Raw genomic sequence first — 24377 nt, 5'->3', positions numbered from 1 at the left:
TTCACGACCCGGTCGAGAGCGACGCGGGTCATGAAACACACGTCGGCGGTCAGTCGCAGGCGGTTTCGTCACCGTCCGGGTCGAGTTTCTGACGGTCCCGGCCGACCACCTTCAGGTCCCGGTAACCGTGGCCGGTCAGCCAGGCGCACTTGTCGGTGACGTCGTCCGGGAAGGTCCACGGCACGCACTGCACGCGGGTGCCGTAGTTGTGGTCGCAGCCGTCGGTGTTCGGCGGCATGGGTGTCGCGCTCTTGGGGCGGGCCTTGCGGGCCAGTGGCCGGGTGCCGGGTTGGGCGGCGAACGGCTGGGTGTACGGCTGCGCCTTGGCCTTCGAGCCGGGCGGCAGTTGTGCGGCCCGCGGGCGCCCGGTCCCGCCCAGCCTCTCCGGCCACCGCCCGCCGTCCCGGGCCGCCGTCGACGGCGCGCGGAGCTTCGCCGATGGCGTGGCCGAGGGCGCCGGCCGGTCGGGGGTGATCGGAGCGGGCGACTCCAGGGCCATCGGCGCGGCTGCCGGCGCCGCTGGTGGGGACGGGCGGGTGACGGTCAGCCAGCCGGCCACCGACAGGCCGGCCACCGCGATCCCGAGTCCGGCGTAACGAAGCCGCCTCATCCGACATGCACCCACTTCGCTACCGAGGGGACGCCGTTGGTGCCGACCACGAACAGCATGTACCAGCCGGGCGGGGCCAGGTTGGGGTTGCTGGTCAGGTTGAGCCCGACGGAGTTGCCGTTGACCGTGATCGGTACGTCCACGAACCGCTGGTTCGGGTCACTGGAGTGGGTCACCGCGGCCGGGCGGATCAGCTCGGCCCTCGTGATCGGCCCGTCGACAGTGATGTTCTTGGTGGTGCCGTAGGTCCACTGCGGGTCGGCCATGGTCAGGATCTGCGGCCGGGCGCCCTTGAACAGGTACGGCGGCGAGTAGACCGAGATCCGCATGTCGAACGTGCCGTTGCCGGGGTTGTCGCCGACGGCCATGACGCGGCCGTCGGGCAGCAGGAACGCCGACGAGTGGTACGTGCGCGGCACCGGGTCGACGGCCATGGCGGCGGTGAACTTGTTGGTGGCCGGGTCGTACATCGACGCCTCGTAGACCGGGTCGGCGCGGTTGTGCAGGCCACCGCCGGTCTCGAAGACCTTGCCGTCGGGCAGCAGCACCGCCGACACGTACATCTTGCCCTGTGTGCTGGTCTGGGGGACGCCCCCGGTGAGCTTGCCGGTGGGCAGCAGCGGGCCGGCGGCGTAGGCCGGGGTGGCCTTCTTCAGGTCGATCAGGTCGGTGAGCCGGTTGGCGTCCGGGTTGCTGTCGATGTTGCCGCCGCCGAGGGTCAGCACCTTCTGGTCCTGGGCGGGTGGCAGCAGCACGCTCATCGACTGGTCCCGCTCGTCCTTGCGCTGCAGGCCGTTGACCGGGGTGATGGTGTTGGCGGTGTAGTCGTAGATGGAGGAACCCGAGCCGGGCAGGCCGTTGCCGAAGACGTGGCTGCCGGAGTAGAACAACCGGCCGTCCTGCATCAGGATCATCGACGGGTAGAGACCCCAGAAGCTCCACGACTGGTTCGCCTCGTTGAGGCCGAGCCACCGCTGCTGGGCGGTCTTGAAGTACTGCGTGGCGACGGTGCCGGCGGAGTCCTCACCGAGCCCGCCGAGCGAGATCACGTCGCCGTTGCCGAGCATCGTGGCCGACGGGTACCAGGAGCCGGCGGTCATGTCGTTGACCCGGGTGTACGAGTTGGCCGCCGGGTCGAAGACGTAAGAGTTCTTCAGCCCCTTGTAGCCGTGGCTGAGGTCGGCCGCCGGATAGTCTTTGTTCCCGCCCATCACCAGCACCCGGCCGTCGGAGAGCTGGACGTGACCGGAACAGAACAGGTCGGCCGGCGTGGGTACGGTGTTGAACGTGCCGGTCGACGGTTTGTAGATGGCCGACTTGAAGGTGCCGGCGGCGAAGTCGTCGACGTTGTTGCCGGATCCGGCGACCAGCAGCACGTCCCCGTTGCGGAGCACGACCGAGTGGATGGCCCGTACCGGCGAGTTGAACGGCATCACCGCCCACTGCCCGGCCGTGCAGGCCGCGCCGGCGCTGCACGCGGTGCCGGCCGCCGGCTGCGTGACGTCCTCCATGGTGTAGTCGTCGGTGGTCAGGGTGCCGACGCCGTAGATGGTGATGCCCCAGACGACCTGGTCGGTGTTGGGCGGCACGACCGGGGTGCGTACCACCTTGCGGGTCCAGGTGCTGGTGGTGGGCAGCGTGGCCAGGTCGGTCCAGTAGACCCAGCCCTGGGCGACGTCGTGGCGGAACGCCGTCAGCACGGTGTTCGGGGTGGTGGTGGTGTACCAGGCGCCCAGGTCGTACTGGCGGCCCGGTGTCACGTTGGGCGCGCACGACGGGTTCTCCAGCATCATCGCCTTGCGGTCGCCGCTGCCGGCGGTGGTCATGGTGACCCGCATGGCCTTGGTGCCGCTGTGCGCGGCCGGGGTGACCGCGAACGAGTAGCCGCTGGTGCCCCAGCCGGACTGTTCCCAGCACACCGGGTTGCCGCCGTCGATGGACTCGAAGCCGGGGTTGGCGATCAGGTTGGCGCTGCCGTGGGCCGGGACCTGGGGCAGCAGGATCAGCGTGGCCAGGAGCAGGACGAGGAACTGGCCGAGCCGGACGCGGTCGCGCCGGCTGAACAGCGGTAACTGTCGATTCATGAGTTTCTCCGGTGCGCCAGATAGATGACCTTGTCGGCGATGAGGAATCGGACGACGAAGGAGGCGACGAGGGTGAGCAGGTTGGCGGCCAGTACGCCGAGGTGGGCGCCGTCGACCAGCAGGGCCAGCATCGGGATACGCAGCAGCAGGTCGGCGTTGCCCATCAGGAAGAAGCGGGCGAACCGGCTGGGGAAGCTGCGGTCGCGGTGCTCGGAGTAGAGCAGCCGGTCGGTGAGCGCGAAGTTCCACAGCACCGCGACCATGTTGGCGACCACGGCGGCGGGCAGGTAGTGGACGCCGAGCAGGTGGCTGAGCAGGAACAGGGTGGCCTGGTTGGGCAGCAGCCCGGACACCCCGATCAGGGCGAAGGCCAGCATCCGCGATCGCGGGGCGCCGAACCGGAGCCGGCCGAGGTGCTGCAGGAAGCGCAGGCCCTCGGCGAACGACGACTTGGACTCGCCCGCGTTCCGTTCCTGGAACACGTACGGCACCTCGACGATCCGGCCCGGCCGGTTGCGGACCACCAGCTCGAGCAGGATCTTGTAGCCGAGCGGGCGCAGTTCCTCGGGTTCGACCGAGCTCGCCCGGATCGCGAACAGGCCGCTCATCGGGTCGCTGACCTGCAGCAGGTAACTGCGGAAGAGGGTCTTGACCAGCATCGTCGACCCGCGCGAGACCAGTTTGCGGTAGCGGTCGGCCAGGCCGTCGGTGCGGCCCGCGCCGGCGTAGCGGGTGCCGACCACGAGGTCGGCGCCGTCGCGCATTCCGGCCGCGATCAGATCGGGTACCACCTCCGGCGGGTGCTGCAGGTCGGCGTCGATCACGACGATCCACTCGCCGGCGGCGAGCCGCAGGCCCTCCACCACGGCGCCGCCCAGACCGCCGGTGGCCTCGTCGCGGTGGTAGACGGTGATCGGGATGGGCGAGTCCTGGGCCGCGGCCGCGATCACCTCGGGCGTGTCGTCGGTGCTGTCGTCCACGAACACGATCTCGGTCTCGCTGTGCGGCAGCGCCGCGACCAGCCGGGCGATCAGGGCATGGATGTTGTCGCGCTCGTTGAAGGTGGGCACGACGATGCTCTGCCGCAGCGTGGCCGGGCGGGGGCGGACGCCCATCTGCCCGGGCAGGACAGCGCGGGTACGCCCGCCCCGCGGCAGCGGCGCCAGGCGTACGGTCCGGTCCCCGGGGCTCACCGGCGCCCGGCTCGGTTCGTCCACCACCGCGCGGCCGGTCGGTCTGGCGGTACCGGTCATGATTTCTCCTCGATGATGCGACGGATCTCGATCCGGCCGTCCGGCGGCCCGAACGCCGCGATCGGCGTCGAGTGGGCCAGCAACGTGGACACCGTGGGCAGAGCGCCGGGGTTCTGGCGCATGATGGGCGTTGAGATCACGTAGTCGACGTCGTGCCAGCCGTTCGGGAGCTGTTCGGGGATCGCCGGGTCGAGGTCGAGCTTGTAGAACCAGATGGTGTTCTCCCGCCGGTAGCCGGCCCGTACGCAATCGAGCCAGAGCGCGTCGTCGACCACGATGCGGACCGAGTCCTTGGCCGGGACGCGGTCGCGTAGGTAGGCCGCGGCCGCGGTGTAGCCGGCGTTGTCGTCGGCGGTGAGCGCGCGGCGGTTGCCGGCCCACCAGCTCGGCGCCACGGTCGCCGCGACCAGCACCGCGATCGTGGCCAGGGCGGCCGGACGGATCCAGCGCGGGCCCCGCGCGGTGCGGCGTACCCCCTCGTCGAGCACGCCGGCGATGACCAGTGCGAGGAACGGCAGGACCTGCACCACGTACATGGCCGGCACGTAGCCCCCGGGCCGCAGCGCCACCACGACCAGGACCACGACGGCCACGACGACCGGCCGCAGCCGCCGCACCGGCAGCGCCACCAGCGTCGCGACCAGCCCGGCGATCAGGATGATCGGGTCGTAGTACAGCCACGAGTGCAGCAGTTGCGACGTGCCCGTGCCGGACTGGAAGACGCTTCCCGAGCCCGAGCGGGAGGCCAGCTGGAACGTCCACGCCCCGATCAGCGAGACGTGCCCGGATCCGGGAAGGAGCTCGCCGCGGAGCAGGGCGTACAGCGGGTAGAACATCCCGATCAGGGTCAGTCCGCTGAGGTAGCCACCGGCGGCCCACGGCCGGGTGCTGCCGCGGGCCGCGTTCTGCCACAGCGCCACCGCCACGGCCGGCGCGGTGAGCAGCATGGTCTCCTTGCTCAGGACGGAGATCGCGGTGGCCGCCCCGGCCGCGGTGAAGTGCCACAGGTGCCGCTGGGGCGAGAGGGCCAGGGCCAGCGCGGCCAGCATCCAGGCCACGGCGAAACTGTCCAGGTAGATCCCCCGGTCCATGGTCACCGCGAGCGGGGACAGGCCGAAGACGAGCAGGGCGCCGGCCGACGCGACGACGGTCAGGCCGAGCCGGCGGCCGACGAGATAGACCAGCAGCAGGCTGGCCGCCACCACCGGCAGCATCGCCACCCGGGCGGCCGCGACGGTGGTGCCGTCCACCCCGAGCAGGTCCGGCAGCCAGGACAGCGCGGCCAGCTGCATCCAGCCCAGCGGTGGATGGTCGTACCAGTAGGTGTAGTGGGCGAGGCCGTGGCCCTGCCGGACCGCCCAGGCCTGCGCGAGGTAGGTGCCCTCGTCGTCGCTGGTCATCGGGAACCCGGTGATGTTGACGCTCAGCACCACCAGCACCAGCGCGGTCAGGCCGGCGGGCAGAAGCGCCTCGCGGGGCAGCCGCCGGCGCCGCCGGGGCGGGTCCGGTTCGGCCGGGGTGGTGAGGACGAGCGTCGGTGAGAGGGCGGCGGTCACACGACACCGACCTTGGCCGGTGGCGTGGTCAGGTGCGCGCCGACGTGCGCGGTCAGTTCCCAGTCACGGCGGCCGGTGTACTCGCGGTAGACGGCGCGCAGGGCGGCCGCGCTCAGGATCACGGCGTACGGGAAGGCGCTGAGCAGCAACCGGGCATAGTGGTGCCAGCGGATCCGCAGGTTGTACTCCTTGCCGAAGTCCCGCAGCCCGACCGCCTGGAAGACCACGTTGGCGGCCATCGGGACCAGCGGTACGAACGTGGCCATGGCCACCGCGATCGGCACGTGCCCCCAGAGGGCGACGCCGGCGCCGACCGGGATCACCGCACCGGAGAACGCCTGCACGAACGGCCCGGTCAGCGTGTATCGGGCCAGCATTCGCTGCCGGAACCGGGGCAGCCGGCGCCATTCGCCCTTGCGCAGCACCTGTAGGAAGCCCTGGTTCCAGCGGGTTCGCTGTTTGAGCAGGCTGCGCAGGGTGCCGGGGGTCTCCTCGCGGGTGACCAGCGCGGAGTCGTAGGCGACGACCACCTTGGCGCCCCGGCTGGACAGCCGCACGCCCAGGTCGCAGTCCTCGGCCAGGCAGGTGCCGTCCCAGCCGTTGGCCCGGCGCAGCACTTCGGTCCGGACGAAGACGGTGTTGCCGCCGAGCGGGATGAAGCCCTTCTGCGCGTGCAGGTGCAGCCGGCTGCGGAACCAGAAGAAGTACTCCAGGCAGTTGTGCAGGCTGTACCAGCTGGAGTGGAAGTTGATCAGCTGGACGCCGCCCTGCACCACGTCGGCGCCGGTCGACCGGAACGCGTGGTCGACGTGTTCCAGCAGGCTCGGATGCACCTCGTCCTCGGCGTCGAACACGCCGACCACATCGCCGCGTACGTAGGGGAGAGCCGTGTTGAGCGCACGCGGCTTGTTCTTCTGTTCGTTGTGGTCGGTCACGACCAGGACCCGGTCGGGCGCGGAGGCGGCGAGCCGGTGCGCGACCTCGGCAGTCTCCGGGTCGTCGTGCCCGACGATGATGATGATCTCGAACCCCTGGTGGGACGACCGCACCAGCCGGTTCACCGTGTGTTCGAGGACGGCCTGCTCGTGCCGGGCCGGCAGGAGCAGCGAGAAGGTGATCCGATGGTCTCCGTCGGGGGCCGCGAAGCGAGTCGCGGCCAGCATCTCCGGCGTTCGCCACGCGTGCATGGTCCACCACAGGGTGACCGCAGCGAAAACGGCCAGTAGAACCGACACCACAATCATGACGGCGGCAGCCAAGTTCGTCGCCTTTCAGCAAAGGTAAATTGCCCCAGAACGGAGGCGAGATGACCTTAGCGTGAGGCCTCATCCGTTATTCAAGCTGCGATTAAATGTTTCCCCCATTCCAGTGAGATCTCTGGTCGGATGCCCGACTTTATGCAGCTCAGACACGCCTTTATGTCCGGTTTGAAGCCAAATAATAGCTTTAGAACCGCGCCGTCGCTATTTTGCCGCCTCGCATTTTGGAAATGGTTTATCGAGCCCGCTCGTTGTCATACAGATTGGCTACTTCCTGGCCGGTGAGGGCGTGGTCAAAAGCATGGACGGAGTCGATCGCCCCGGACCAGTAGTCCGTCTTGTCGCCGGCGTATTTGGCCCGGCCCACCGTCAGCGGACCGGTGCTGACCACGTCCGGACCGGCCGCCGCGGTGCCGATGAGCTGCCCGTCGACGTAGAGCCGGACCTGCCCGGTGGCGTGCTCGCGGACGCCGGCCAGGTGGTACCAGTGGTTCAGCGCCGGGGTCATCGGGGCCCGGGCCCGGTTGCCACCCGGCGTGCTGAAGGCGAACGCGCCCTGCCCGTACTGAAGGTAGAACGGGCTCTCCGTGACCCGGCCGTCCTGGCTGACCGCGGACGCGTAATTGCCGGGCAGTTCGTCGAGGGTCACCCAGGCGGCGATCGAGTAGTCCTTGGTCGTGTCGACCACCGGCTGGGCCGTGTCGGCCGAGTCGTCACCGTCGAAGGCGAGCGCCGTCCCGGACACCCCGGGCACCCATCGCGGGTCGCCGGTCAGGGTCAGGTCGGCGCCGCTGCCGCTGCTGTCCCCGGCCGTCGCGCCCTGGCCCTCGTCGAGCTTCCAGTCGCCCCGGCCGGGATACGTGCGCCCGGCCGGGGTGGTGCCGGCCTTGATGACCTGGCGGTTGACCGCGCGTACGGCCGAGGTGTCGACCTTGCTCTGCCGCCGGTCGTAGGTCCACAGGCCGTTGAGCTCGGTCTCCAGGTCGGTGATCTGGGTGTACACCGATCCGGACAGCTCGGCGCCGGCCGCCTCCAGGTAGAAACGTCGCGTGTTGTCGACGTACTTGGCGGTCAGCGCGGCCTTGTCGGCCACTCCGCTGTAGATGTTGGCCGGCGCTCCCGGCCACATGTGCCCGGGCGTACGCAGGGTGAACCCGCCGTGCTCACCGTCCATGGCCATCCGGGTCGCGTCCGGATAGGGCGGGGTCTCGTTCAGGTAGTCGTGGTGGTCGATGACGTCGCCCCGGCCCGAGTCGCCCTTGGAGTCGCAGCAGTTGACGCCGCTGTGCGCGTTGACGACGCGGCTCGGGTCGGCCGCCTTGACCTGATCGGCGATGCGCCCGGTCTCGGTCCGGTCCCACTCGCCCCAGCCCTCGTTGAAGACCACGTAGCCGATCACGGCGGGGGAGTTGTGGGTCTGCCGCATGGCGCGGTCGGCCTCGGTACGCCACGCCTGCCGCCCGGCCGTGGTCCGGATGCTCGCGCTGACGAAGTCCTGCCAGACCAGCACGCCCAGCTCGTCGGCGTGCCGGTACCAGCGGGCCGGCTCGACCTTGATGTGCTTGCGGATCGCGTTGAACCCGAGCTCGCGGGTCTGCTCGATGTCCCAGCGCAGCGCCGCGTCACTGGGCGCGGTGTACAGGCCGTCCGGCCAGAAGCCCTGGTCCAGGGTGGCCAGCGAGAAGATCGGCCGGCCGTTGAGCACGAGCTTGGGGAAACCGCCGACCTGCTTCACCTCGACCGTACGCAGACCGAAGTAGCTCTCAATCGTGTCGTCCTCGGTGGTCACGCGAAGGTCGTAGAGGTATGGGTCGTCGGGGCTCCACAGGCGCGGGTGCCGGACCGGAAGCCGCAGCGCGGTGTTGGACGGGCCGGTCACGCTGCCGACCTTCCGGCCCGCCCGGTCGAAGGCGGTCGCGGTGACCGGCGTGCTGGCCGGGGTCGCCGCCGTCACCGTGAGGGAGTCCAGGGTGGGCGTGGTGGTCAGCTCGGAGATCGCGTTCGGGGCGACCGGCTCCAGCCACACCGTCTGCCAGATGCCCGAGGTGGGCGTGTAGACGATGCCGCCCGGGTTCAGCGACTGCTTGCCGATCGGCTGGTCCGGCCCGGTCGTGTCGGTCACCGCGACCAGGATCTCCTGCGGACCGGTGCCGCGCAGTGCGTCGGTGATGTCCACGCCGAACGCCGAGTAGCCGCCGGTGTGCTCGGCGACCAGCGTGCCGTTCACGAACACCCGGGCCTGGTGGTCGACGGCGCCGAAGTTCAGCTCGAGCCGGTTGGTGGTGCCGGCCCGCCAGCCGCGCGGCACGGTCACCAGCTTGCGGTAGAACATGTGCTGCTCGCGGCGCTCCACCCCGGACAGCAGCGACTCGACCGGGAACGGCACGGTGATCCGCTCGGCCAGCTTGCGGCCGAAGACCGGCTGCTCGTCCGGCGCGGCGCCGGCGAACTCCCACGGGCCGTTGAGGTTGAGCCAGCGGTCGCGCACCAGCTGGGGGCGGGGGTACTCGGGCAGGGGCTGGGCCGGGTCGACCCGGTCGCCCCAGGGGGTGGTCAGGCGGTGGGTCGAGCTGTTCGTCGCGATGCGGGAGAGCAGGGGTACGGGTGAGCCGGCCGCCATGAGACCGCCGTTACCGTCGTAGTTGACGCGTACCCGCTGAGCCTTCTGGACGGGCGCACCCAGGGTGACCACCAGCCGTTTGCCGTTGGCGGTGACGCCCGTGACCGGCAGCGGCGTGGTGTCCGCCTCGACGACCAGGTGCGCCGCGGTCTGCGCGACCTCGGTGATCGGCCGCTCGAGGTCGACGGTCAGCCGCCGCCCGTTCGGCTGGACGGTGATCGTGGCCGGGTAGTCCTGGAAGCCGTCGGGCACGGTGAACGCCGACTCGGGCACGATCCGCTTGGCGATGCCCGGCCCGGCCCAGCTCAGGAACAGGTCGGCCCCGCCGTAGTCCTGGAACATCTCGACCCGGACGTCGTGCGCCTCGCCCGCGGTCAGCGTGATCGGCCGGCTGGCGATCTCGGCGCCGCGCGACACCTCCCAGTAGTCGATCACCGGCTGCCCGTCCAGGAACATCCGGAACCCGTCGTCACCATGCAGGTAGAACGTGTAGTCGCCGGTCGTGGGGGCGGTCAGTTTCCCGGTCCACCGGCCGGTGACGTGCTCGCCCCGGCCGGTCAGCGAGGTGAAGGCGGCGACCAGGCCGGGCAGGTCGACGTTGGCGTCCAGCAGGACCCCGCCCAGCTCGGCGAAGTCCCGGGCCCCGACCTGCGACATCCGGTAGTACTCGCCCTTGAGCCCGTGCACCGGCGCGGCCGCGGCGCTCACGGGGGTGGCCGGGGCGACCAGAGCGGACAGGGCGAGGAGCACGGACATCAGCAGTCGCATCCGCATACATTGACCGCCGTACATGTGCGGTGTCAACAGAACGCAACATCAACGAACATTCGTTTTTCGCGACAAGATGTCGTAAACTTGCGATCATGGCTGACCTCACCGATCGCGAACAGATCGTCCAACTGCTCGGGCACTACGCCGACATCGCCGACCAGAAGCAGTTCACCGACCTGCCCGGCCGGGTCTTCACCGACCCGCTCACCCTCGACTTCTCCTCCGTGGCCGACATCCCGCCGATGACCACCCCACTCGGCGACTACGTCGAGATCCTCCGGGGCTCGTTCGCGCCCTACCTGGCCACCCACCACACCATCAGCGGACACGTCGTGGAGATCGACGGCGACCACGCCACCGTGCACGCCCACGTCCGCGCCGAGCACTGGGTCCCGGCCGAGATCGCCGCCGGCGGGCCCAACCGCTGGCTGGTGATCGGCTTCTACGACAACGAGGCGGTCCGCACCCCGGACGGCTGGCGGCTGACCCGCGTCAAACTGACATCGGCCTACCAGGAGAACGAGCACCTGTCCGGCGTGGCCCTGGCCGCCGGACAGCCGACCTGACCGGGAGAATGGCCGGATGCCGCGGATCCGGGGAACCAGCATCACCGAACACCACGAGATGGTGTGGGCCGACCTCGCCGAGGCGATGCGGCAGCTGCTCCTCGAACGCGACTACGAGTCGATCACCATGGGCCACATCGCAGCCCGCGCCGGGCTGGCCCGCAACACCCTCTACAACTACGCCGGCGACAAGAGCGCCCTCGTCCTGGCGCTGACCCACCGGGCCGCGCAGCCGATGATCGAGCGGGTGGCCGCGATCGCCGCCCGCTCCGGCGAACCCGCCCCCGGGCGGATGGCCGAGATCGTCGGGGCGGTCCTCGAGGCATCCACCGACCAGGCTCTGCAGCCGATGTTCCGGCCGGGCTCCGGCCCGCTGGTCGACCAGATGCCCAAAGGACCGGAGGGCCCGTTCCACGCACTGGTGACCGCGGTCGAGAGCGTCGTCCGGGACGGCATCGCCCGCGGTGAGTTCCGCGACCTCGGCGACGTGCCGCTCACTGTCGAGCTGCTCGCCGGAGCCATGCGCGCGGGCGCCGAACGCATCGGTCGCGACCCGGACGCCTTCAGCGCCACTGTCACCGCCGCGCGCGCCGTCATCCTGGCGTCGCTCCGCCGCTAGATGCGCCTCTCGCGGGGTGTCTGCTCCCGGCCGCGCCCGACCCCCACCGGGGACGGCGGCCGGGAGCGTTCACCGGCGGGGGAGCGGGGGCAGGGCAGGACGATCCAGCCAGGCGGTGAAGAGGGCGCCGAGGGGCTTCGGGGTGTACGACTGGGCGTACGCCCGGAACTGCTCACCGGTCACCGTCGCGTGCTGATGGTCGGCGACCCAGCCGCGGACCATCCGGAAGAACAGCTCGTCGCCGATCTCCACCCGCAGCGCGTGCAGGGTCAGCGCCCCGCGCTTGTAGACCATCGGGTCGAACATGTTGTCCACACCCGGGTCAGCCACCCGGATGGCCGACGGGCGGATCGCCAGCCGGGCATGCCACTGCGCCGCCTGGGTGGCCGCCGACAGGCCGCCGCGCACCCCGGACCACAGCCACTCGGCATAGGTCGCGAAGCCCTCGTTGAGCCAGATGTGCCGCCAGTCGGCGACGGTCAGGCTGTTGCCGAACCACTGGTGGGCCAGCTCGTGCGCGACCAGCCGCTCGTGGGTGCGCCGGCCGTCGACGTGATTCTTGCCGAACACGGCCATGCCCTGGGCCTCGACCGGGTCGTCGAGGTCATCGTCGGCGACCACCACGACGTACTCACGGAACGGGTAGGGGCCGAAGAAACCTTCCAGCGCGGTCATGATCTCGCCGTGCCGGCCGAAGTCGTGCGCGAACCGGCGGCGCAGCCGGGGCGGGACCGCGGCCCGCTGGCGGACGGCGCCGCCGGGGACCAGGTCGATCAGCTCGTACCGGCCGATCTGCACGCTCATCAGGTAGGGCGACGTCGGTTCGGCGCGCTCGTACATCCAGGTGGTGGTGCCGGCGCCGCGGCGGCGGCCGACCAGGTCGCCGGTGACCACGACGGTGTACGGCGTCGGCGCGGTGATCGTCACCCGGAACGCCGCCTTGGCCGCCGGCCGGTCGTCGCACGGGAACCAGGACGGGGCGCCGATCGGCTGGCTGGCGACCAGTACCCCGTCGGTCAGCTCGTCCCAGCCGATGTCGCCCCACCGGCCCGGGATCGGCACCGGCTTGCCGGCGTAACGGATCTCGGCGACGAAGTGCCCGGCGACCGGCTGGGCCGGCGTGATCCGCAGCTTGCCGGGCCGCTGGCTGAACCGGGCCGGCCGGCCGCCGACGCGCACGTCGGACACCCGCAACCGGCCCATGTCGAGGGTGAACCGCGACAGCGGCTCGTCGGCGACCGCCGTCACCACCGCCCGCCCGCCGAGCCGGTTGGACACGATCCGGTAGTCCAGTTCCAGGTCGTAGTGCACGACCCGGTAACCGCCGTTGCCGTGCGCGGGGAGGTACGAGTCGGTCGAGCGCTCGGCGCCCGGCCGGGGGGTCATGCCCGGGCCGGCCACGTCGCGATCGGGTTGCCCAGCCAGCTGGTGTCCGGCGGGACGGCGTCGCCGCGGGTCACCAGCGAGCCCGGGCCCACCGTGGTGCGCGCGCCGATGCTGGCGCCGGGCAGCACGATGCCGTGCGGGCCGAGCGTCGCGCCCGCGTCCAACCTCACCTCGTCCATGCTCATGATCCGATCATGGAACAGGTGCGTCTGCACGACACAGCCCCGGTTGACGGTCACGCCGTCGCCCAGCCGGACGAGGTCGTACTCGGGCAGCCAGTAGGTCTCCAGCCAGACGCCGCGGCCGATCCGCGCGCCGAGCGTACGCAGCCAGGCGGCGAGCAGCGGGGTCCCGGTGGCGAACCGGATCAGCCACGGCACCGCGAGCACCTCGACGAACGTGTCGGCGAGCTCGTTGCGCCACACGAACGACGTCCACAGCGCCTTGTCGGCGACCCGGAACCGGCCGACCAGCAGCCACTTGGCCGCGGTGGCGGTGAGCGCGGCCACGACCGCGGCGGCGAACAGGACCGGGCCGGCGGCCAGCGCGGCGATCGCGACGCCGGCGCCCTGCCAGATCACCACCAGGGTGGCGAGGACGATGAAGGCCAGCGCGGCGGCGAACATCACCGGGATGAGGCGGCACAGTTCGATCGCCGCGCGGGCCAGTTTGAGACGAGCCGGGGGCTCGAAGGTGCGGCTGCTGTCGGCCTGCTCGGCGATCCGGCGCAGCGGCATCGGCGGGGCGCCGAGCCAGGAGGTGCCCTTCTTGGCCTTGCGCGGCGCCGACGACAGCACCCCGACCAGACCCCGTTTGGGCACGTTGCGGCCCGGCGCGGCCATCCCCGAGTTGCCCAGGAAGGCCTGCTTGCCGATGCGGGCCGGTGCGACGCGCAGCCAGCCGTTGTTCAGTTCGTAGGTGGCGACCATGGTGTCGTCGGCCAGGAACGCGCCGTCGTCGACAGTGGTCATCGCCGGCAGCGCGAGCACCGTCGACGCCTCCACGCCGCGACCCACCTTGGCGCCCAGCAGCCGCAGCCAGACCGGCGTGAACAGGCTCGCGTACATCGGGAAGAGCGCGACCCGGGCCATGCCCATCAGCCGCTCGGTCGTCCACACCTGCCAGGCCACGCGGCCGTGGACCGGGTGGTAGCCGGCCGTCAGGCCCACGCTGAGCAGCCGGACGAAGATCAGGATCAGGCTCGCGTACGCCAGCGGATAGGTCAGCGCGGCCACCGGCACGACGGCCAGCGCCGCGCCCACACTCGGCCGGTGGGCCAGCGTCCAGCCCAGCAACGCCAGCGCGGGCAGCGCGGCGACGACCGGGACCAGGCCCAAAAGGTGCGCGGTCAGAGCGTACGCGCCGACCCAGAACCGCGACCGCGGCGGCCGCTTGCCCGGCCACGGGACCGCGTCGCCGCCGACCTTGACCGCGGGGGATCCGGCCCAGCGCTGCCCGGCCGGCACCGGACCGGTGACTGTCGAACCGGCGGCGATCCGGGCGCCCTTGCCGATGCGCGCGCCCGGCATCAGCGTGCTGCGCGAGCCGACCCGGGCCCCGGCGCCGACGCGGACCCGGCCGACGTGCACCACGTCGCCGTCCACCCAGTAACCGGACAGGTCGGCCTCGGGCTCGATAGCGGCCCCCCGGCCCACCTTGAGCAGGCCGGTCACCGGCGGCGCCGAGTGCAGGTCGACGTCCGGGCCGATCTGCGCGCCCAGCGCCCGGGCGTACGTGATCATCCACGACGCCCCGGCCACGCCGGTCACGCCGGAGACCTCGGCCAGCCGTTCGGCCGCCCACAACCGCAGGTGCACGCTCCCGCCGCGCGGGTAGTCGCCCGGGCGCACCCCGCGCAGCAGCAGCCGGGCCCCGCCGGCGGCCACCGCTATCCGGCCGGCCGGGCTGAACAGCAGCAGCCAGCCGGCCGCGATCCACCACCACGACACCGGGTGGGCCCACGGCGCCGGATCGGTCAGGGCGAGCAGGTCGTCGGAGGCGGCCAGCAGGTTGCCCAGGGCGGCCAGCACGACCAGCCAGCGCAGCCCGGCCAGGGCCAGCATCGGCACGGTCAGCGGAGCCTGGACGAAGCCGGCCCGGCGCGGCGTCGGCCGGACCTCACGGCGCACCGCGGTGGTGTCCTCGAGCCCGTCGAGCACGGCCGCCAGCTGCGCCAGCCTGGTGTTCTGGTAGATGTCGGCCACCGACACCCGCGGGTAGCGGTGCCGGATCCAGGCCACCAGTTGCGCCGCGCCGAGGCTGCTGCCGCCGTTGGTGAAGAAGTCGGCGCCGGGCTCGGCCGGGCGTACCCCGAGAATCGACTCCCAGCCGCCGGCCAGCCACTCCTCGGTCGCGCTGAGGGCCGCGGCCGGCGTGCCGGCGGTGGGCAGCGGCCAGGGCAGGGCGGCGCGGTCGACCTTGCCCGAGGTACGCGTGGGCAGCGCCTCGACCACCGCCAGCAGCGGCACCAGCGCGGCCGGGAGCTGTTCGCGGATCCGCAGCGTGGCCGCCTCGGCGTCGAAGCCGGCGCCCTCATGCGGGACCAGGTAGCCGACCAGCAGCTGGTTGCCGGCGGCGGTCTTCTTGATCGCGGCGGCCGCGCCGGCGACACCGGGCAGCGCCTGCAGGGCCGCGTCGACCTCGCCGAGCTCGATCCGGCGCCCGCCCAGCTTGACCTGCTCGTCGCCACGCCCCAGGAACAGCAGCCCCTCGGGCTCGGCCCGGACGACGTCGCCGCTGCGGTAGGCCCGCTGCCAGCCCAGCGCGGGCAGCGCCGCGAACTTGGTCGCGTCCTTCTCCGCGTCGAGATAGCGGGCCAGGCCGACCCCGCCGATGACCAGCTCGCCGGTGCCACCGAACTCGACCGGGCGGCCGTCGGCGTCGACCACGGCCAGTTCCCAGCCGGCCAGCGGCAGCCCGATCCGCACCGGGCCCTGGCCGGTCAGCCGGGCCGCGCAGGCCACCACCGTCGCCTCGGTCGGCCCGTACGTGTTCCACACCTCGCGCCCCTCGACGGCCAGCCGTTCGGCCAGCTCGGGCGGGCACGCCTCGCCTCCGAAGATCAGCAGCCGCACGTCCTCGAGGGCCTCGGCCGGCCACAGCGCGGCCAGCGTCGGGACGGTCGAGACGACGGTGACGCGCCGGTCGGCCAGCCACGGGCCGAGGTCGACACCGCTGCGCACCAGCGACCGCGCCGCCGGCACCAGGCACGCGCCGTGCCGCCAGGCCAGCCACATCTCCTCGCAGGAGGCGTCGAACGCCACCGACAGCCCGGCCAGCACCCGGTCGTCCGACCCGAGCGGCGCGGCGTCGTCGGCCAGGAACAGCTGCGCCTCGGCGTCGACGAACGCGGCTGCCGCGGCGTGGGTGACCGCGACACCCTTGGGGGTGCCGGTGGAGCCGGAGGTGAAGATGATCCAGGCGTCGTCCTCCGGGCCGGGGCGGCCGGGCCAGCCCAGGGGAGTGGCGCGCGGCGACAGCTGCAGGTCGTCGCCCAGGACGACGCACACGCCGGCCTCGCCGAAGACCAGCTCGGCCCGCTCCTCGGGGTCGTCGGCGTCGACCGGCACGTACGCCGCGCCGGCGGCCAGCACTCCGAGGATGGCGGTGTACAGCTCGGCCGTGCCGGAGGAGATCCGGATGCCGACCCGGTCGCCGAGGCCGACGCCGTGCCCGGCGAGCATCTTGCGCACCGCGTCGACCTCGTCGGCCAGTTCGCGGTAGGTCAGCTCGGCGGCCGGGGTGTCGATCGCCCGGGCGCCGCCGTGATCGCGCACGGTGGCGTCGAAGATGTCGACCAGGGTGCGGCGGAAGGGTGCCGACGAGGACCGGAACACGGCCGGGTCGGTTGGGGCGGCGGCGATCTCGGGAAGCTCGATCAGACGCGGATCAGTCGTCACGGTCACCGGGCGCGCTCCATCTTCACCTCACGGGTCGGGGTCAGGGCAGCGATCAACATTAGTCGAGGTGAACGCAAAATGACGGCACAGTAGCGGATTCGTGTCGGCCGACACAGGGAGATCTAGGACATGTCTCAAATTCAGTCCCGGATGAAGTGCCCCGAATGCGAATTTGCGACGTGTCTCAGGCGACAATGCCGTTTCTGTACGCGTAGACGACCGCCTGGACCCGATCGCGCAGGTCGAGCTTGGTGAGGATCCGGGAGACGTAGGTCTTCACCGTCTCCTGGCTGATCACCAGCTCGGCGGCGATCTCGCTGTTGGACAGGCCGGTGGCGATCAGTTTGAGCACCTCCAGCTCGCGCGGGGCCAGCGGCAGGTCGTCCGGGCCACCGCCGGTCGGGCGGATCCGGGCCGCGTACCGGCCGACCAGCTGCCGGGTCACCTCGGGGGCGAGCAGGGCGGCGCCGGTGGCCACCGTCCGGATGCCGTGCAGCAGCTGGGCTGGCGGCGCGTCCTTGAGCAGGAATCCGCTGGCGCCGGCGCGCAGTGCCTCGTACACGTACTCGTCGAGGTTGAACGTGGTCACCACCAGTACCTTGACCGGATGCTGGACCCCGGCGCCGGCGAGCCGGCGGGTGGCCTGGATGCCGTCCAGCACGGGCATCCGGACGTCCATCACCACCACGTCCGGGTCGAGCCGGCGGGCCAGGTCGACGGCGGCCTGCCCGTCGCCGCACTCGCCGACGATCTCCATGTCGGGCTGGGCGTCGATGATGGTGGCGAAGCCGGTGCGGATCAGCGCCTGGTCGTCGCAGACCAGCACGCGGGTGGCGGCGCTCACGAGCCGCTCCCGGCCGGGATGCGCGCGGTCACCACGAAACCGCCGGCCGGATCGGGGCCGGCCCGGAACTCACCGCCGACCACGTCGACGCGTTCCCGCAGACCGGACAGGCCGCGGCCGCTGCCGCCGGGTGACGCCGCGGCCGTACCCGTGCCATCGGTCTTGATCTCCACCATGATGTCCCTCGCCCCGTGCCGCACCCGGACCGAGGTCTGGCCGCCGTGGTCGTATTTGAGTGCGTTGGTCAAAGCTTCCTGAACCACCCGGTGGGCGATGGCCTCGGCGCTGCCCGGCGACTCCTGCGGGCGGCCGTCCTCGACGAACTCCACCGGCTGCCCGGCCTGCCGGGTCTGGTCGACCAGCGTGCTCAGCGCACCCGTGGCGACCGGGCCGTGGTCGGGGTTGAGCAGGTCGAGCAGGTGCCGCAGGTCGGTGATGGCCCGGCGGCCGGTGCCGGCGACGTTGCCCAGCGTCTGGTCCAGCCGGTCCGGTGCCGCGGTCAGATAGCGGGCCGCCTCGACCTGCACCACCATCGCGGTCACGTGGTGGGTGACCACGTCGTGCAGCTCGCGGGCGATCCGGGTGCGCTCGGCGGTCCGGGTGGTCTCGGCGACGTTGCGGCGGCGCTCCTCCTCGACCGCGCGGGTCTGCCGCAGCCACGCCCCGATGCCCCAGGCGAACGCGCAGGCCAGGTAGAACGTGATGAACCCGACCAGGCCCTCGGCCGCGCCCTGCCGGGCCAGCGCCACCGCCAGCCCGGCGTAGGCCACGGTCAGGACACCGGCCGTGGCCCACCGGCCCCGCTCCAGGTAGGCGCCGGCACTGAGCAGCGCCACCGGCAGCGCCGAGCCGGCGACCAGGTGGTAGGCGTGCAACTGGTCGACGACGAACCCCGCCGAGACCAGGATGAGGCAGATCAACGGCCATTTGCGGCGTACGGCCAGAGGAAGCCCCTCGAGCGCCAGCACCAGGACGGTCAGCAGGTCGAACGGGCGGCCGGGCAGCTCACCGAGCTGGGTGCCGCGGTTCTTCAGCGCCGGGATCAGCGACGCGACGACCAGCGCCAGGCCCAACGGGAGATCCCGGACCATGACGTCGAGGCGACGCCACCGGTCCGGGAGATCCCTCACGCGGACACCTTAGCGGCGCGCCGGCGCGGGGCGACGACGGTGCCGCGGCGGGCCGCCAGGACCAGGAAGACCACCGTCAGGACCACCCCGGCGCCGACCGTGTAGACGCTGCCCTCGGGCCCGAACGCCCCGCCGGTGACCAGGTCGGAGCCGGACAGCGTGGTGTCGAACAGGCCCTTGGAGTCGCCGTTGCCGGACACCGTGGCGCTGAACAGGCCGCCGAGCGCGAAGTTCCAGCCGAAGTGCAGGCCGATCGTGACCCACAGGCTGCGGGTGGCGGCGTAGCAGGCGGCCAGCATGAACCCGGCCTCGACGGCGATCGCGGTGGCCCCCCACAGGCTGCCTTCCGGGTTGGCCAGGTGGGCGGCGCCGAACAGCACGCCGGTGACCAGCAGGGCCAGCCAGGTGCCGGTCAGCTTCTCCAGCCAGCGGAACAGCACACCCCGGAACAGCAGTTCCTCGGTGGTCGCGGCGGCGGCCATGAAGCCGAAGATCCCGATCGCCCCGCTCACCGAGCCCATGCCGTTGACCGTGAAGTCACCGAGGAACCAGATGTTCAGGATGACCGCGGCGAACATCGCCACCCCGATCAGGACGCCCCGGGCCAGGCCGCCCGCCGCCCGGTCCGCGGCCACCTCGGTGACCTCGCGCTTCTCGGTCCGGCGGACCACCCAGCCGTACAGCAGGACGGCCAGGACCGCGGTCAGCAGCCCGGTGGCCAGCGACAGCGCGGGGTTGCCGGACACGGCGGTGACGGCCTGCCCACCGGCGAAGGACACCGCGACGACGGTGACGAGCTGAACGACGAACCGCATGATCACTCCTTTGCCAGCGCCGCGACCGGTGTGCCGCGGCGGTGAAAGGAACGCTATTGATCGATGCGCCGCGAAACGTCACCTCGCGGTGGACACCTGCGGGTAGCTCTCGCGGGGGACAAGTGCGCCGGCCACGACACGCGACGCGGGCGTCTGCCTGTGGGCGGCGGCGCACGCACTGAGGGTAGGTAATATTCTGTCCACGTGGTTCGGGTCCTCCGTGGAGGAGCCGACCGGCCGGCGTCAAGCAGCGGCGCGGATCCGGAGTCCGACTGGACTCACGGTGCTCCCATCCGCCCGACGCGCTGCAAGGGTTGCCTGACATCCATGACGCACCACCCGATAGACCCACTGGTCGCGTTCGCGGAACTCAGCAACATCAAGCTCCGCGACAGCAGCCTCGACCAGGTCCTCGCCCGGGTCGCCCGGCTCGCCGCCCGCACGGTGCCCGGCGCCGACGAGGTCTCCATCACGCTGATCACCGAAAAGGGTCCGCACACCGCCGCCCACACCGGTGACCTCGCCCTGCGGCTCGACGAGCGGCAGTACGAGGCCGGCGACGGGCCGTGCCTGCGTGCCGCGGCCGGGCAGACCGTGGTCGAGGTGCCCGACACCGCGGCCGACCGCCGCTGGGGCCCCTGGGCGCCCGGGACCGCGGACAGCGGCTTCGGCAGCGCGTTGTCGGTGGGTCTGCCGATCATGGACGACATCAGCGGGGCGCTCAATCTCTACGGCCGGCGCCGCGAGGCGTTCGACGCCGACGCCACCACCCTGGCCGGGACCTTCGCCGGGTACGCCGCCGTCGCGTTGGCCAACGCCCACCAGTTCTACAGCGCCGTGGCCCTGGCCCGGCACCTGCAGGCGGCGATGGACAGCCGGGCGGTGATCGAGCAGGCCAAGGGCATCGTGATGGCCCAGCGACGGTGCGCCGCCGACGAGGCCTTCGCCTTCCTGACCAAGGTGTCGCAGGACAACAACCGCAAGCTGAGGGACGTGGCGGCCGCGCTGGTCGCCGGAGTTTCCCGAACGGCTGATGATTAGGCGCCCGATCCCTAGGGTAGTGACGGTCTCATCGGTCAAGAAAGCGCCGAGCGACATGCGTACATCGCGGTCGCGGTCCGGCGCCCGTACGAACCAGGTTTCCCCGGACCGCGCGCTGCGCAGTGTTCGGGAGGAACATCTTGTCCATCGCCACGCACCGTGCCCACGACGCGTCAGCCGCGGCCGACGCCCGTGCCACCGATCTCGTCACCGCGATGGCCGCGCTTCCGGAGGGTCACCCCGACCGTCCGGTCCTGCGGCGTAAGGCCATCGAGGCGTGGATGCCCATGGCGAAGCGACTCACACGTCGCTACGCCAACCGCGGCGAGAACTTCGACGACCTGCTGCAGACGGCGGCGGTCGGCCTGATCAAGGCGGTCGACGGCTTCGACGCCGGCCGCGGCACCGACTTCGTCGGCTACGCCATCCCGACCATCCTGGGCGAGGTCAAGCGCTACTTCCGGGACAAGGCCTGGACGCTGCGCATCCCGCGCCGCCTCCAGGAGCTGCGCCTGGCCATCGCCGCGGCCCAGTCCGACCTGGCCCACGACCTGCAGCGGGCACCCACGGTGGCCGACGTGGCCGAGCACGTGGGCGCCTCCGAGGAGGAGATCCTGGAGGCGATGGAGGCCGGGCACGCGTACCGGGCGGTCTCGCTGTCGGCGCCGATGGGTGAGGGCGACGACTCCGCGATCAGCGACACCCTGGGCTTCGAGGAGCGCGGGTACGCGCTGGCCGAGCTCAACGTCACCCTGCCGCCCGCGCTGGCCACGCTGACCGACCGGGAACGGCACATCGTGGTGTCGTACTTCTACGGCAACCAGACCCAGGCCGTCATCGCCGAGCAGCTGGGCATTTCCCAGATGCACGTGTCCCGGCTGCTGTCGCGGGCCCTCAAGCGGTTGCGGTCCGAACTGGCCGACGCCTGACGATCCGGCCGGGGGTATCGTTCCAACCAACGACGGCCGGCCGGAAGGCGGTGCGCATGACCGCCGGGAGCTTCATCGATCCTCAGCACGCCTTCGCCGAGCTGGGCCGCATCCGGCTCAGCGAGACGGATGTCGCAGGTGTCCTCGGCCGCGTCGCCGAACTGGCCAAACGCTCGATCCCGGCGGCCGCCGAGGTGTCCGTGACGTTGGTCGCCGGGGACGACGCGCACACCGCGACGTCCACCGGCGACCTGGCCACCGCCCTCGACGAGTTCCAATACCGGGGCGAGCGCGGGCCGTGCCTGGACGCGTCCGCCTCGACCGCCACCTTCGTCATGGCCGACACCGAGGCCGAGGACCGCTGGCCCGAGTTCGCCCAGCGGGCCCGCGACGCCGGGGTCGGGAGCTCCCTGGCGATCGGGCTGCCCGTCCAGGAGGCGGTGACCGGGGCGCTCAACCTCTACGCGGTCAGTCCCGGCGCCTTCGACGACGAGACGATCTCGATCGCGCAGACCTTCGCCGGGTACGCGGCGGTGGCGCTGGCCAACGCCCGGTCCTACGACGCCACCGCCACCCTGGCCCGGCAGATGCGCGAGGCGATGGAGAGCCGGGCCGTCATCGAGCAGGCCAAGGGCATCCTGATGGCCCAGCGCCGGTGCACCGCCGACGAGGCGTTCACCACGCTGAGCAAGCTCTCGCAGGACAGCAACCGCAAACTGCGCGACGTGGCCGCCGCCCTGGTCGACCACGCCAGCCGTCCCTAGTCACCAGCCGCTGCCCTCCGCCGCCCGGCCTCGGCCACCAGCGCGTCCGGGAACGGTGCGGTGACGTCGCGATGCACGCGGATCCGTTCGACGGCCGCGCGGATCCGGCCGGCGTCGGCCGTATTCTGATCCCGTGGCGCCGCATCGGTCATCGGCTGGATCCAGTGCGGCGACCCTGCTGGTCTTCGGCCGCGGCGTCGTCCGGGCCGGTGACGCCTGGGAGCTGACGCCGAGCAGCCTCGACCGTGTCGCCGCCGCGGTGCGGTATGTCGCAGTGCACGCTCCCGGTCAGACCGTGCGGCCACGCGTCATCTTCACCGGCGGCTGGCCGGAGGCGAGCAGGGGCGGGGCACCACCGCCGGCCGGAGCGCGCGAAGGTGACCTGATGCTGCGCGCCGCCGCCGGCACCGGCCTGGGTGACCTCGCCGACCTGTACGCCGAGACCCGCTCCCGCAGCACGCTGGAGAACCTGCTGCACACGGTCGATGATGGGCTGCTGGCCGGGCTCACGTTCGGGCCGGCGTACCCGCTGGGTCTGGTCTCTCATACCTGGCATCTGCCGCGCGTCCGGTTCCTGGTCGGGAAGGTGCTCGGCCTGCGCGGGCCGGCCCTGACCGACATCCCGGCCGCCGGGGAGGAGGACCGCGACGACCGGCGCCTGCTGCTCGCGGCGCGCCTGAGTTTCCTCGGCGCCCGGCGCGGCTCCACTCTGCTGCGCCGTGAACGCCGGATGGTGGCGCTGTCCCGCCTGGCCCGACAGGTCCGCCGCGCCCGTGCCCACCGGCGAACCTGACCCCGGCCGCACGTGGCGTCGTTGCCGGGCGCGTCGAACGCGTCGATGAAGGCGGCAGATCGACCCACGGGGTGAGCCTCCGTCTCGTGCGCCACGGTCGCTCGGCCGCGGGGACGGCGGCCCGATCCTGGGCACCCATCCGCGAGAGACCGGGGGAGGGGGTCGCTCGATGTGGTGGGGCAGGTGAGACGGCGGGGCGGAACGGGTAGGGAGCCGGCATGGACGGCAACGCGGGGTCGAACTTCGGTCGGATCAGCGACTCCGCCCGGGTCATCGGCTCGCTGGTCCGGCGCACGCCACTTCGATAGTACGTTTGACGTTATATTCCGGTGCCCGTACTGTGTCCGGCGTGAATCTTGTCGATCGATTCCTGTTGACCGCCTATCCGCCCCGCCTCCGCCGCCGTCACGGCACCGAGCTGATGATCACGCTCAACGAGATGACGGACGGGCGGCCCTCCCGCACCGACCGGGTGCGCCTGCTCGCCGACGGGCTGGCGGCGCGGTTCCGGCCCCCGGTGCGCTGGCCGCTGGGGATACTGACGGCCGTCCTGGCCATGCTCGTCGGTGGCGCGGCCGGGCTGGTCGCGGGCTCGTGGGCGGGGGAGCAGGCGCACCCGTCGATGCCGGCGGTGGCTCCGCTCGCCGCGCGGATCCTGGGCCCGGACGACCGGCCCGAAAAGCTCGAACGTTCCCGGTTCGAGCTCTCGTTCACCACGCATCCGATCTCCGGCGAGGCGACAGGTGCGGAGACGTCCCCTCCGGCTGACCCGTCCGGGGCGAACGGTCGTCCGGCGCCCGTCATGTCTCCCGCGGCGGCCGCGGCGATGGAGCGTGAGGTACGCGGAATCCACCAACGACTGGCCGCCGACGGGTGGGAGGTGACCGCCGTCCAGCGTTACCGCGGGCTCGACCAGTGGAGCTTCTGGGCCCGGTCGGGCGATCTGAAGGTCTCCGTCTCCACCCTCGCCTCGGCCGAGCCGTTCGTGCAGGTGATGGGGTATCCGATGCGGCCCGCCGCGTATCTGCCGCTGCTGCTCGGCGGACTGCTGGCCGGGCTGCTCGGCGGCTGGCTGACCGGCGCCGCGCTGGCCCACCGGCTGGCCGCTTCCCGGCACCGCTTCCCGTCCATGGTCGTGGCCGCCGTCGGCGCGGCGATCATGGTCGCGCCGGTGGTGCGGGCCTACCACGGGCTGGTGCTCTACCTGCGGACCGACGACGGGTACGGGGTGGGGGCGCTGGCCCACGACGCGCTCGCCTGGATGCCGTGGCCGCTGCGGGACACGTCGGTCTTCCCGGACTCGGTCTGGCCCGGCGTGCGCACCCTGCTGATCGGCCTGGCCGTAGTGGCGCTCGCCGCGGTCCTGGCCCGCCGCCCCGACGCCGCCGAGCGAGACACCGACTCCGAACTCGAGCCCGTAGCCACCTGACCCGCCGTG

Annotated in this window: 19 protein-coding genes; 7 read left to right on the top strand and 12 right to left on the bottom strand. The window is 71.9% G+C overall.

Annotated elements, in window-relative coordinates; translation table 11 throughout:
- Positions 1-49 precede the first annotated feature (49 nt).
- The 6 genes from ACGFIO_RS41920 to ACGFIO_RS41895 form a co-directional block, all read right to left on the bottom strand.
- Positions 50-610 carry a hypothetical protein gene (locus ACGFIO_RS41920; protein WP_392836269.1) on the bottom strand — a complete coding sequence of 187 codons (561 nt, stop codon included), beginning with the start codon at positions 608-610 and terminating at the stop codon, positions 50-52.
- Positions 607-2694, bottom strand: coding sequence for a galactose oxidase-like domain-containing protein (locus tag ACGFIO_RS41915; protein ID WP_392836267.1), 2088 nt, complete (start codon positions 2692-2694; stop codon positions 607-609). The genes ACGFIO_RS41920 and ACGFIO_RS41915 overlap by 4 nt, the downstream gene beginning before the upstream one ends.
- Positions 2691-3947: a glycosyltransferase gene (locus ACGFIO_RS41910; protein WP_392836265.1), complete on the bottom strand. Its 1257-nt coding sequence runs from the start codon at positions 3945-3947 to the stop codon at positions 2691-2693. The genes ACGFIO_RS41915 and ACGFIO_RS41910 overlap by 4 nt, the downstream gene beginning before the upstream one ends.
- A complete protein-coding gene (locus tag ACGFIO_RS41905; RefSeq protein WP_392836263.1) occupies positions 3944-5503 on the bottom strand; it encodes an ArnT family glycosyltransferase in 1560 nt (519 codons plus the stop codon). The genes ACGFIO_RS41910 and ACGFIO_RS41905 overlap by 4 nt, the downstream gene beginning before the upstream one ends.
- Positions 5500-6747, bottom strand: coding sequence for a glycosyltransferase (locus ACGFIO_RS41900; protein ID WP_392836304.1), 1248 nt, complete (start codon positions 6745-6747; stop codon positions 5500-5502). Before ACGFIO_RS41900 ends, ACGFIO_RS41905 begins: the two co-directional genes overlap by 4 nt.
- A gap of 250 nt (positions 6748-6997) precedes the next feature.
- Positions 6998-10150 carry a LamG-like jellyroll fold domain-containing protein gene (locus tag ACGFIO_RS41895; protein ID WP_392836262.1) on the bottom strand — a complete coding sequence of 1051 codons (3153 nt, stop codon included), beginning with the start codon at positions 10148-10150 and terminating at the stop codon, positions 6998-7000.
- 95 nt (positions 10151-10245) lie between these two features.
- Between ACGFIO_RS41895 and ACGFIO_RS41890 the strand changes: the two genes are divergently transcribed.
- Positions 10246-10719 (top strand): nuclear transport factor 2 family protein, encoded by a 474-nt coding sequence (locus tag ACGFIO_RS41890; protein WP_392836260.1) that lies wholly within the window; start codon positions 10246-10248, stop codon positions 10717-10719.
- A gap of 16 nt (positions 10720-10735) precedes the next feature.
- On the top strand, positions 10736-11338 hold the full coding sequence (locus ACGFIO_RS41885) for a TetR/AcrR family transcriptional regulator (protein WP_392836259.1): 603 nt from the start codon (positions 10736-10738) through the stop codon (positions 11336-11338).
- 69 nt (positions 11339-11407) lie between these two features.
- Here the strand turns inward: ACGFIO_RS41885 and ACGFIO_RS41880 are convergent, their stop codons facing one another.
- The 5 genes from ACGFIO_RS41880 to ACGFIO_RS41860 form a co-directional block, all read right to left on the bottom strand.
- Positions 11408-12724 (bottom strand): M1 family metallopeptidase, encoded by a 1317-nt coding sequence (locus tag ACGFIO_RS41880; RefSeq protein WP_392836257.1) that lies wholly within the window; start codon positions 12722-12724, stop codon positions 11408-11410.
- The gene (locus tag ACGFIO_RS41875) at positions 12721-16629 is read right to left on the bottom strand and encodes a Pls/PosA family non-ribosomal peptide synthetase (protein ID WP_392836255.1); all 3909 of its coding nucleotides are present in this window, start codon (positions 16627-16629) and stop codon (positions 12721-12723) included. Before ACGFIO_RS41875 ends, ACGFIO_RS41880 begins: the two co-directional genes overlap by 4 nt.
- 178 nt (positions 16630-16807) lie before the next feature.
- Positions 16808-17467, bottom strand: a complete 660-nt coding sequence (locus tag ACGFIO_RS41870; RefSeq protein WP_392836253.1) for a response regulator — start codon at positions 17465-17467, stop codon at positions 16808-16810.
- Positions 17464-18558: a sensor histidine kinase gene (locus tag ACGFIO_RS41865; RefSeq protein WP_392836303.1), complete on the bottom strand. Its 1095-nt coding sequence runs from the start codon at positions 18556-18558 to the stop codon at positions 17464-17466. Before ACGFIO_RS41865 ends, ACGFIO_RS41870 begins: the two co-directional genes overlap by 4 nt.
- 35 nt (positions 18559-18593) lie before the next feature.
- Positions 18594-19412, bottom strand: a complete 819-nt coding sequence (locus ACGFIO_RS41860; RefSeq protein ID WP_392836251.1) for a CPBP family intramembrane glutamic endopeptidase — start codon at positions 19410-19412, stop codon at positions 18594-18596.
- 327 nt (positions 19413-19739) lie between these two features.
- Between ACGFIO_RS41860 and ACGFIO_RS41855 the strand changes: the two genes are divergently transcribed.
- The 3 genes from ACGFIO_RS41855 to ACGFIO_RS41845 all read left to right on the top strand — a co-directional run bounded on the left by ACGFIO_RS41855 (position 19740) and on the right by ACGFIO_RS41845 (position 22146).
- Positions 19740-20453 (top strand): GAF and ANTAR domain-containing protein, encoded by a 714-nt coding sequence (locus ACGFIO_RS41855; protein ID WP_392836250.1) that lies wholly within the window; start codon positions 19740-19742, stop codon positions 20451-20453.
- Between the two features lie 140 nt (positions 20454-20593).
- A complete protein-coding gene (locus ACGFIO_RS41850; protein WP_392836248.1) occupies positions 20594-21382 on the top strand; it encodes a SigB/SigF/SigG family RNA polymerase sigma factor in 789 nt (262 codons plus the stop codon).
- Between the two features lie 56 nt (positions 21383-21438).
- The gene (locus tag ACGFIO_RS41845) at positions 21439-22146 is read left to right on the top strand and encodes an ANTAR domain-containing protein (protein ID WP_392836246.1); all 708 of its coding nucleotides are present in this window, start codon (positions 21439-21441) and stop codon (positions 22144-22146) included.
- Here ACGFIO_RS41845 and ACGFIO_RS41840 read toward each other — a convergent pair.
- Positions 22143-22298, bottom strand: a complete 156-nt coding sequence (locus ACGFIO_RS41840) for a hypothetical protein (protein ID WP_392836244.1) — start codon at positions 22296-22298, stop codon at positions 22143-22145. The two genes, ACGFIO_RS41845 and ACGFIO_RS41840, sit on opposite strands and share 4 nt — an antisense overlap.
- On the opposite strand from ACGFIO_RS41840, the gene ACGFIO_RS41835 reads away from it, so the two are divergent.
- Entirely contained in the window at positions 22280-22939 is a 660-nt protein-coding gene (locus ACGFIO_RS41835; RefSeq protein ID WP_392836241.1) for an ElyC/SanA/YdcF family protein, read from the top strand. The two genes, ACGFIO_RS41840 and ACGFIO_RS41835, sit on opposite strands and share 19 nt — an antisense overlap.
- A 349-nt stretch (positions 22940-23288) precedes the next feature.
- A complete protein-coding gene (locus ACGFIO_RS41830; protein WP_392836239.1) occupies positions 23289-24368 on the top strand; it encodes a hypothetical protein in 1080 nt (359 codons plus the stop codon).
- The last annotated feature ends 9 nt before the right edge of the window (positions 24369-24377 follow it).

The organism is Actinoplanes sp. NPDC049265, assembly GCF_043197135.1.
Lineage (GTDB): Bacteria > Actinomycetota > Actinomycetes > Mycobacteriales > Micromonosporaceae > Actinoplanes.
The sequence above is the reverse complement of the archived record's forward strand: the minus strand, read 5'-3'. Positions and strand labels throughout refer to the sequence as shown.

Excerpts from the sequence above, each read along its gene's own strand:
- ACGFIO_RS41920 (WP_392836269.1), bottom strand. The coding sequence starts at position 610 with ATGAGGCGGCTTCGTTACGCCGGACTCGGGATCGCGGTGGCCGGCCTG.
- ACGFIO_RS41915 (WP_392836267.1), bottom strand. The coding sequence starts at position 2,694 with ATGAATCGACAGTTACCGCTGTTCAGCCGGCGCGACCGCGTCCGGCTC.
- ACGFIO_RS41910 (WP_392836265.1), bottom strand. The coding sequence starts at position 3,947 with ATGACCGGTACCGCCAGACCGACCGGCCGCGCGGTGGTGGACGAACCG.
- ACGFIO_RS41900 (WP_392836304.1), bottom strand. The coding sequence starts at position 6,747 with ATGATTGTGGTGTCGGTTCTACTGGCCGTTTTCGCTGCGGTCACCCTG.
- ACGFIO_RS41895 (WP_392836262.1), bottom strand. The coding sequence starts at position 10,150 with ATGCGACTGCTGATGTCCGTGCTCCTCGCCCTGTCCGCTCTGGTCGCC.
- ACGFIO_RS41890 (WP_392836260.1), top strand. The coding sequence starts at position 10,246 with ATGGCTGACCTCACCGATCGCGAACAGATCGTCCAACTGCTCGGGCAC.
- ACGFIO_RS41885 (WP_392836259.1), top strand. The coding sequence starts at position 10,736 with ATGCCGCGGATCCGGGGAACCAGCATCACCGAACACCACGAGATGGTG.
- ACGFIO_RS41880 (WP_392836257.1), bottom strand. The coding sequence starts at position 12,724 with ATGACCCCCCGGCCGGGCGCCGAGCGCTCGACCGACTCGTACCTCCCC.
- ACGFIO_RS41865 (WP_392836303.1), bottom strand. The coding sequence starts at position 18,558 with ATGGTCCGGGATCTCCCGTTGGGCCTGGCGCTGGTCGTCGCGTCGCTG.
- ACGFIO_RS41860 (WP_392836251.1), bottom strand. The coding sequence starts at position 19,412 with ATGCGGTTCGTCGTTCAGCTCGTCACCGTCGTCGCGGTGTCCTTCGCC.
- ACGFIO_RS41855 (WP_392836250.1), top strand. The coding sequence starts at position 19,740 with ATGACGCACCACCCGATAGACCCACTGGTCGCGTTCGCGGAACTCAGC.
- ACGFIO_RS41845 (WP_392836246.1), top strand. The coding sequence starts at position 21,439 with ATGACCGCCGGGAGCTTCATCGATCCTCAGCACGCCTTCGCCGAGCTG.
- ACGFIO_RS41840 (WP_392836244.1), bottom strand. The coding sequence starts at position 22,298 with ATGACCGATGCGGCGCCACGGGATCAGAATACGGCCGACGCCGGCCGG.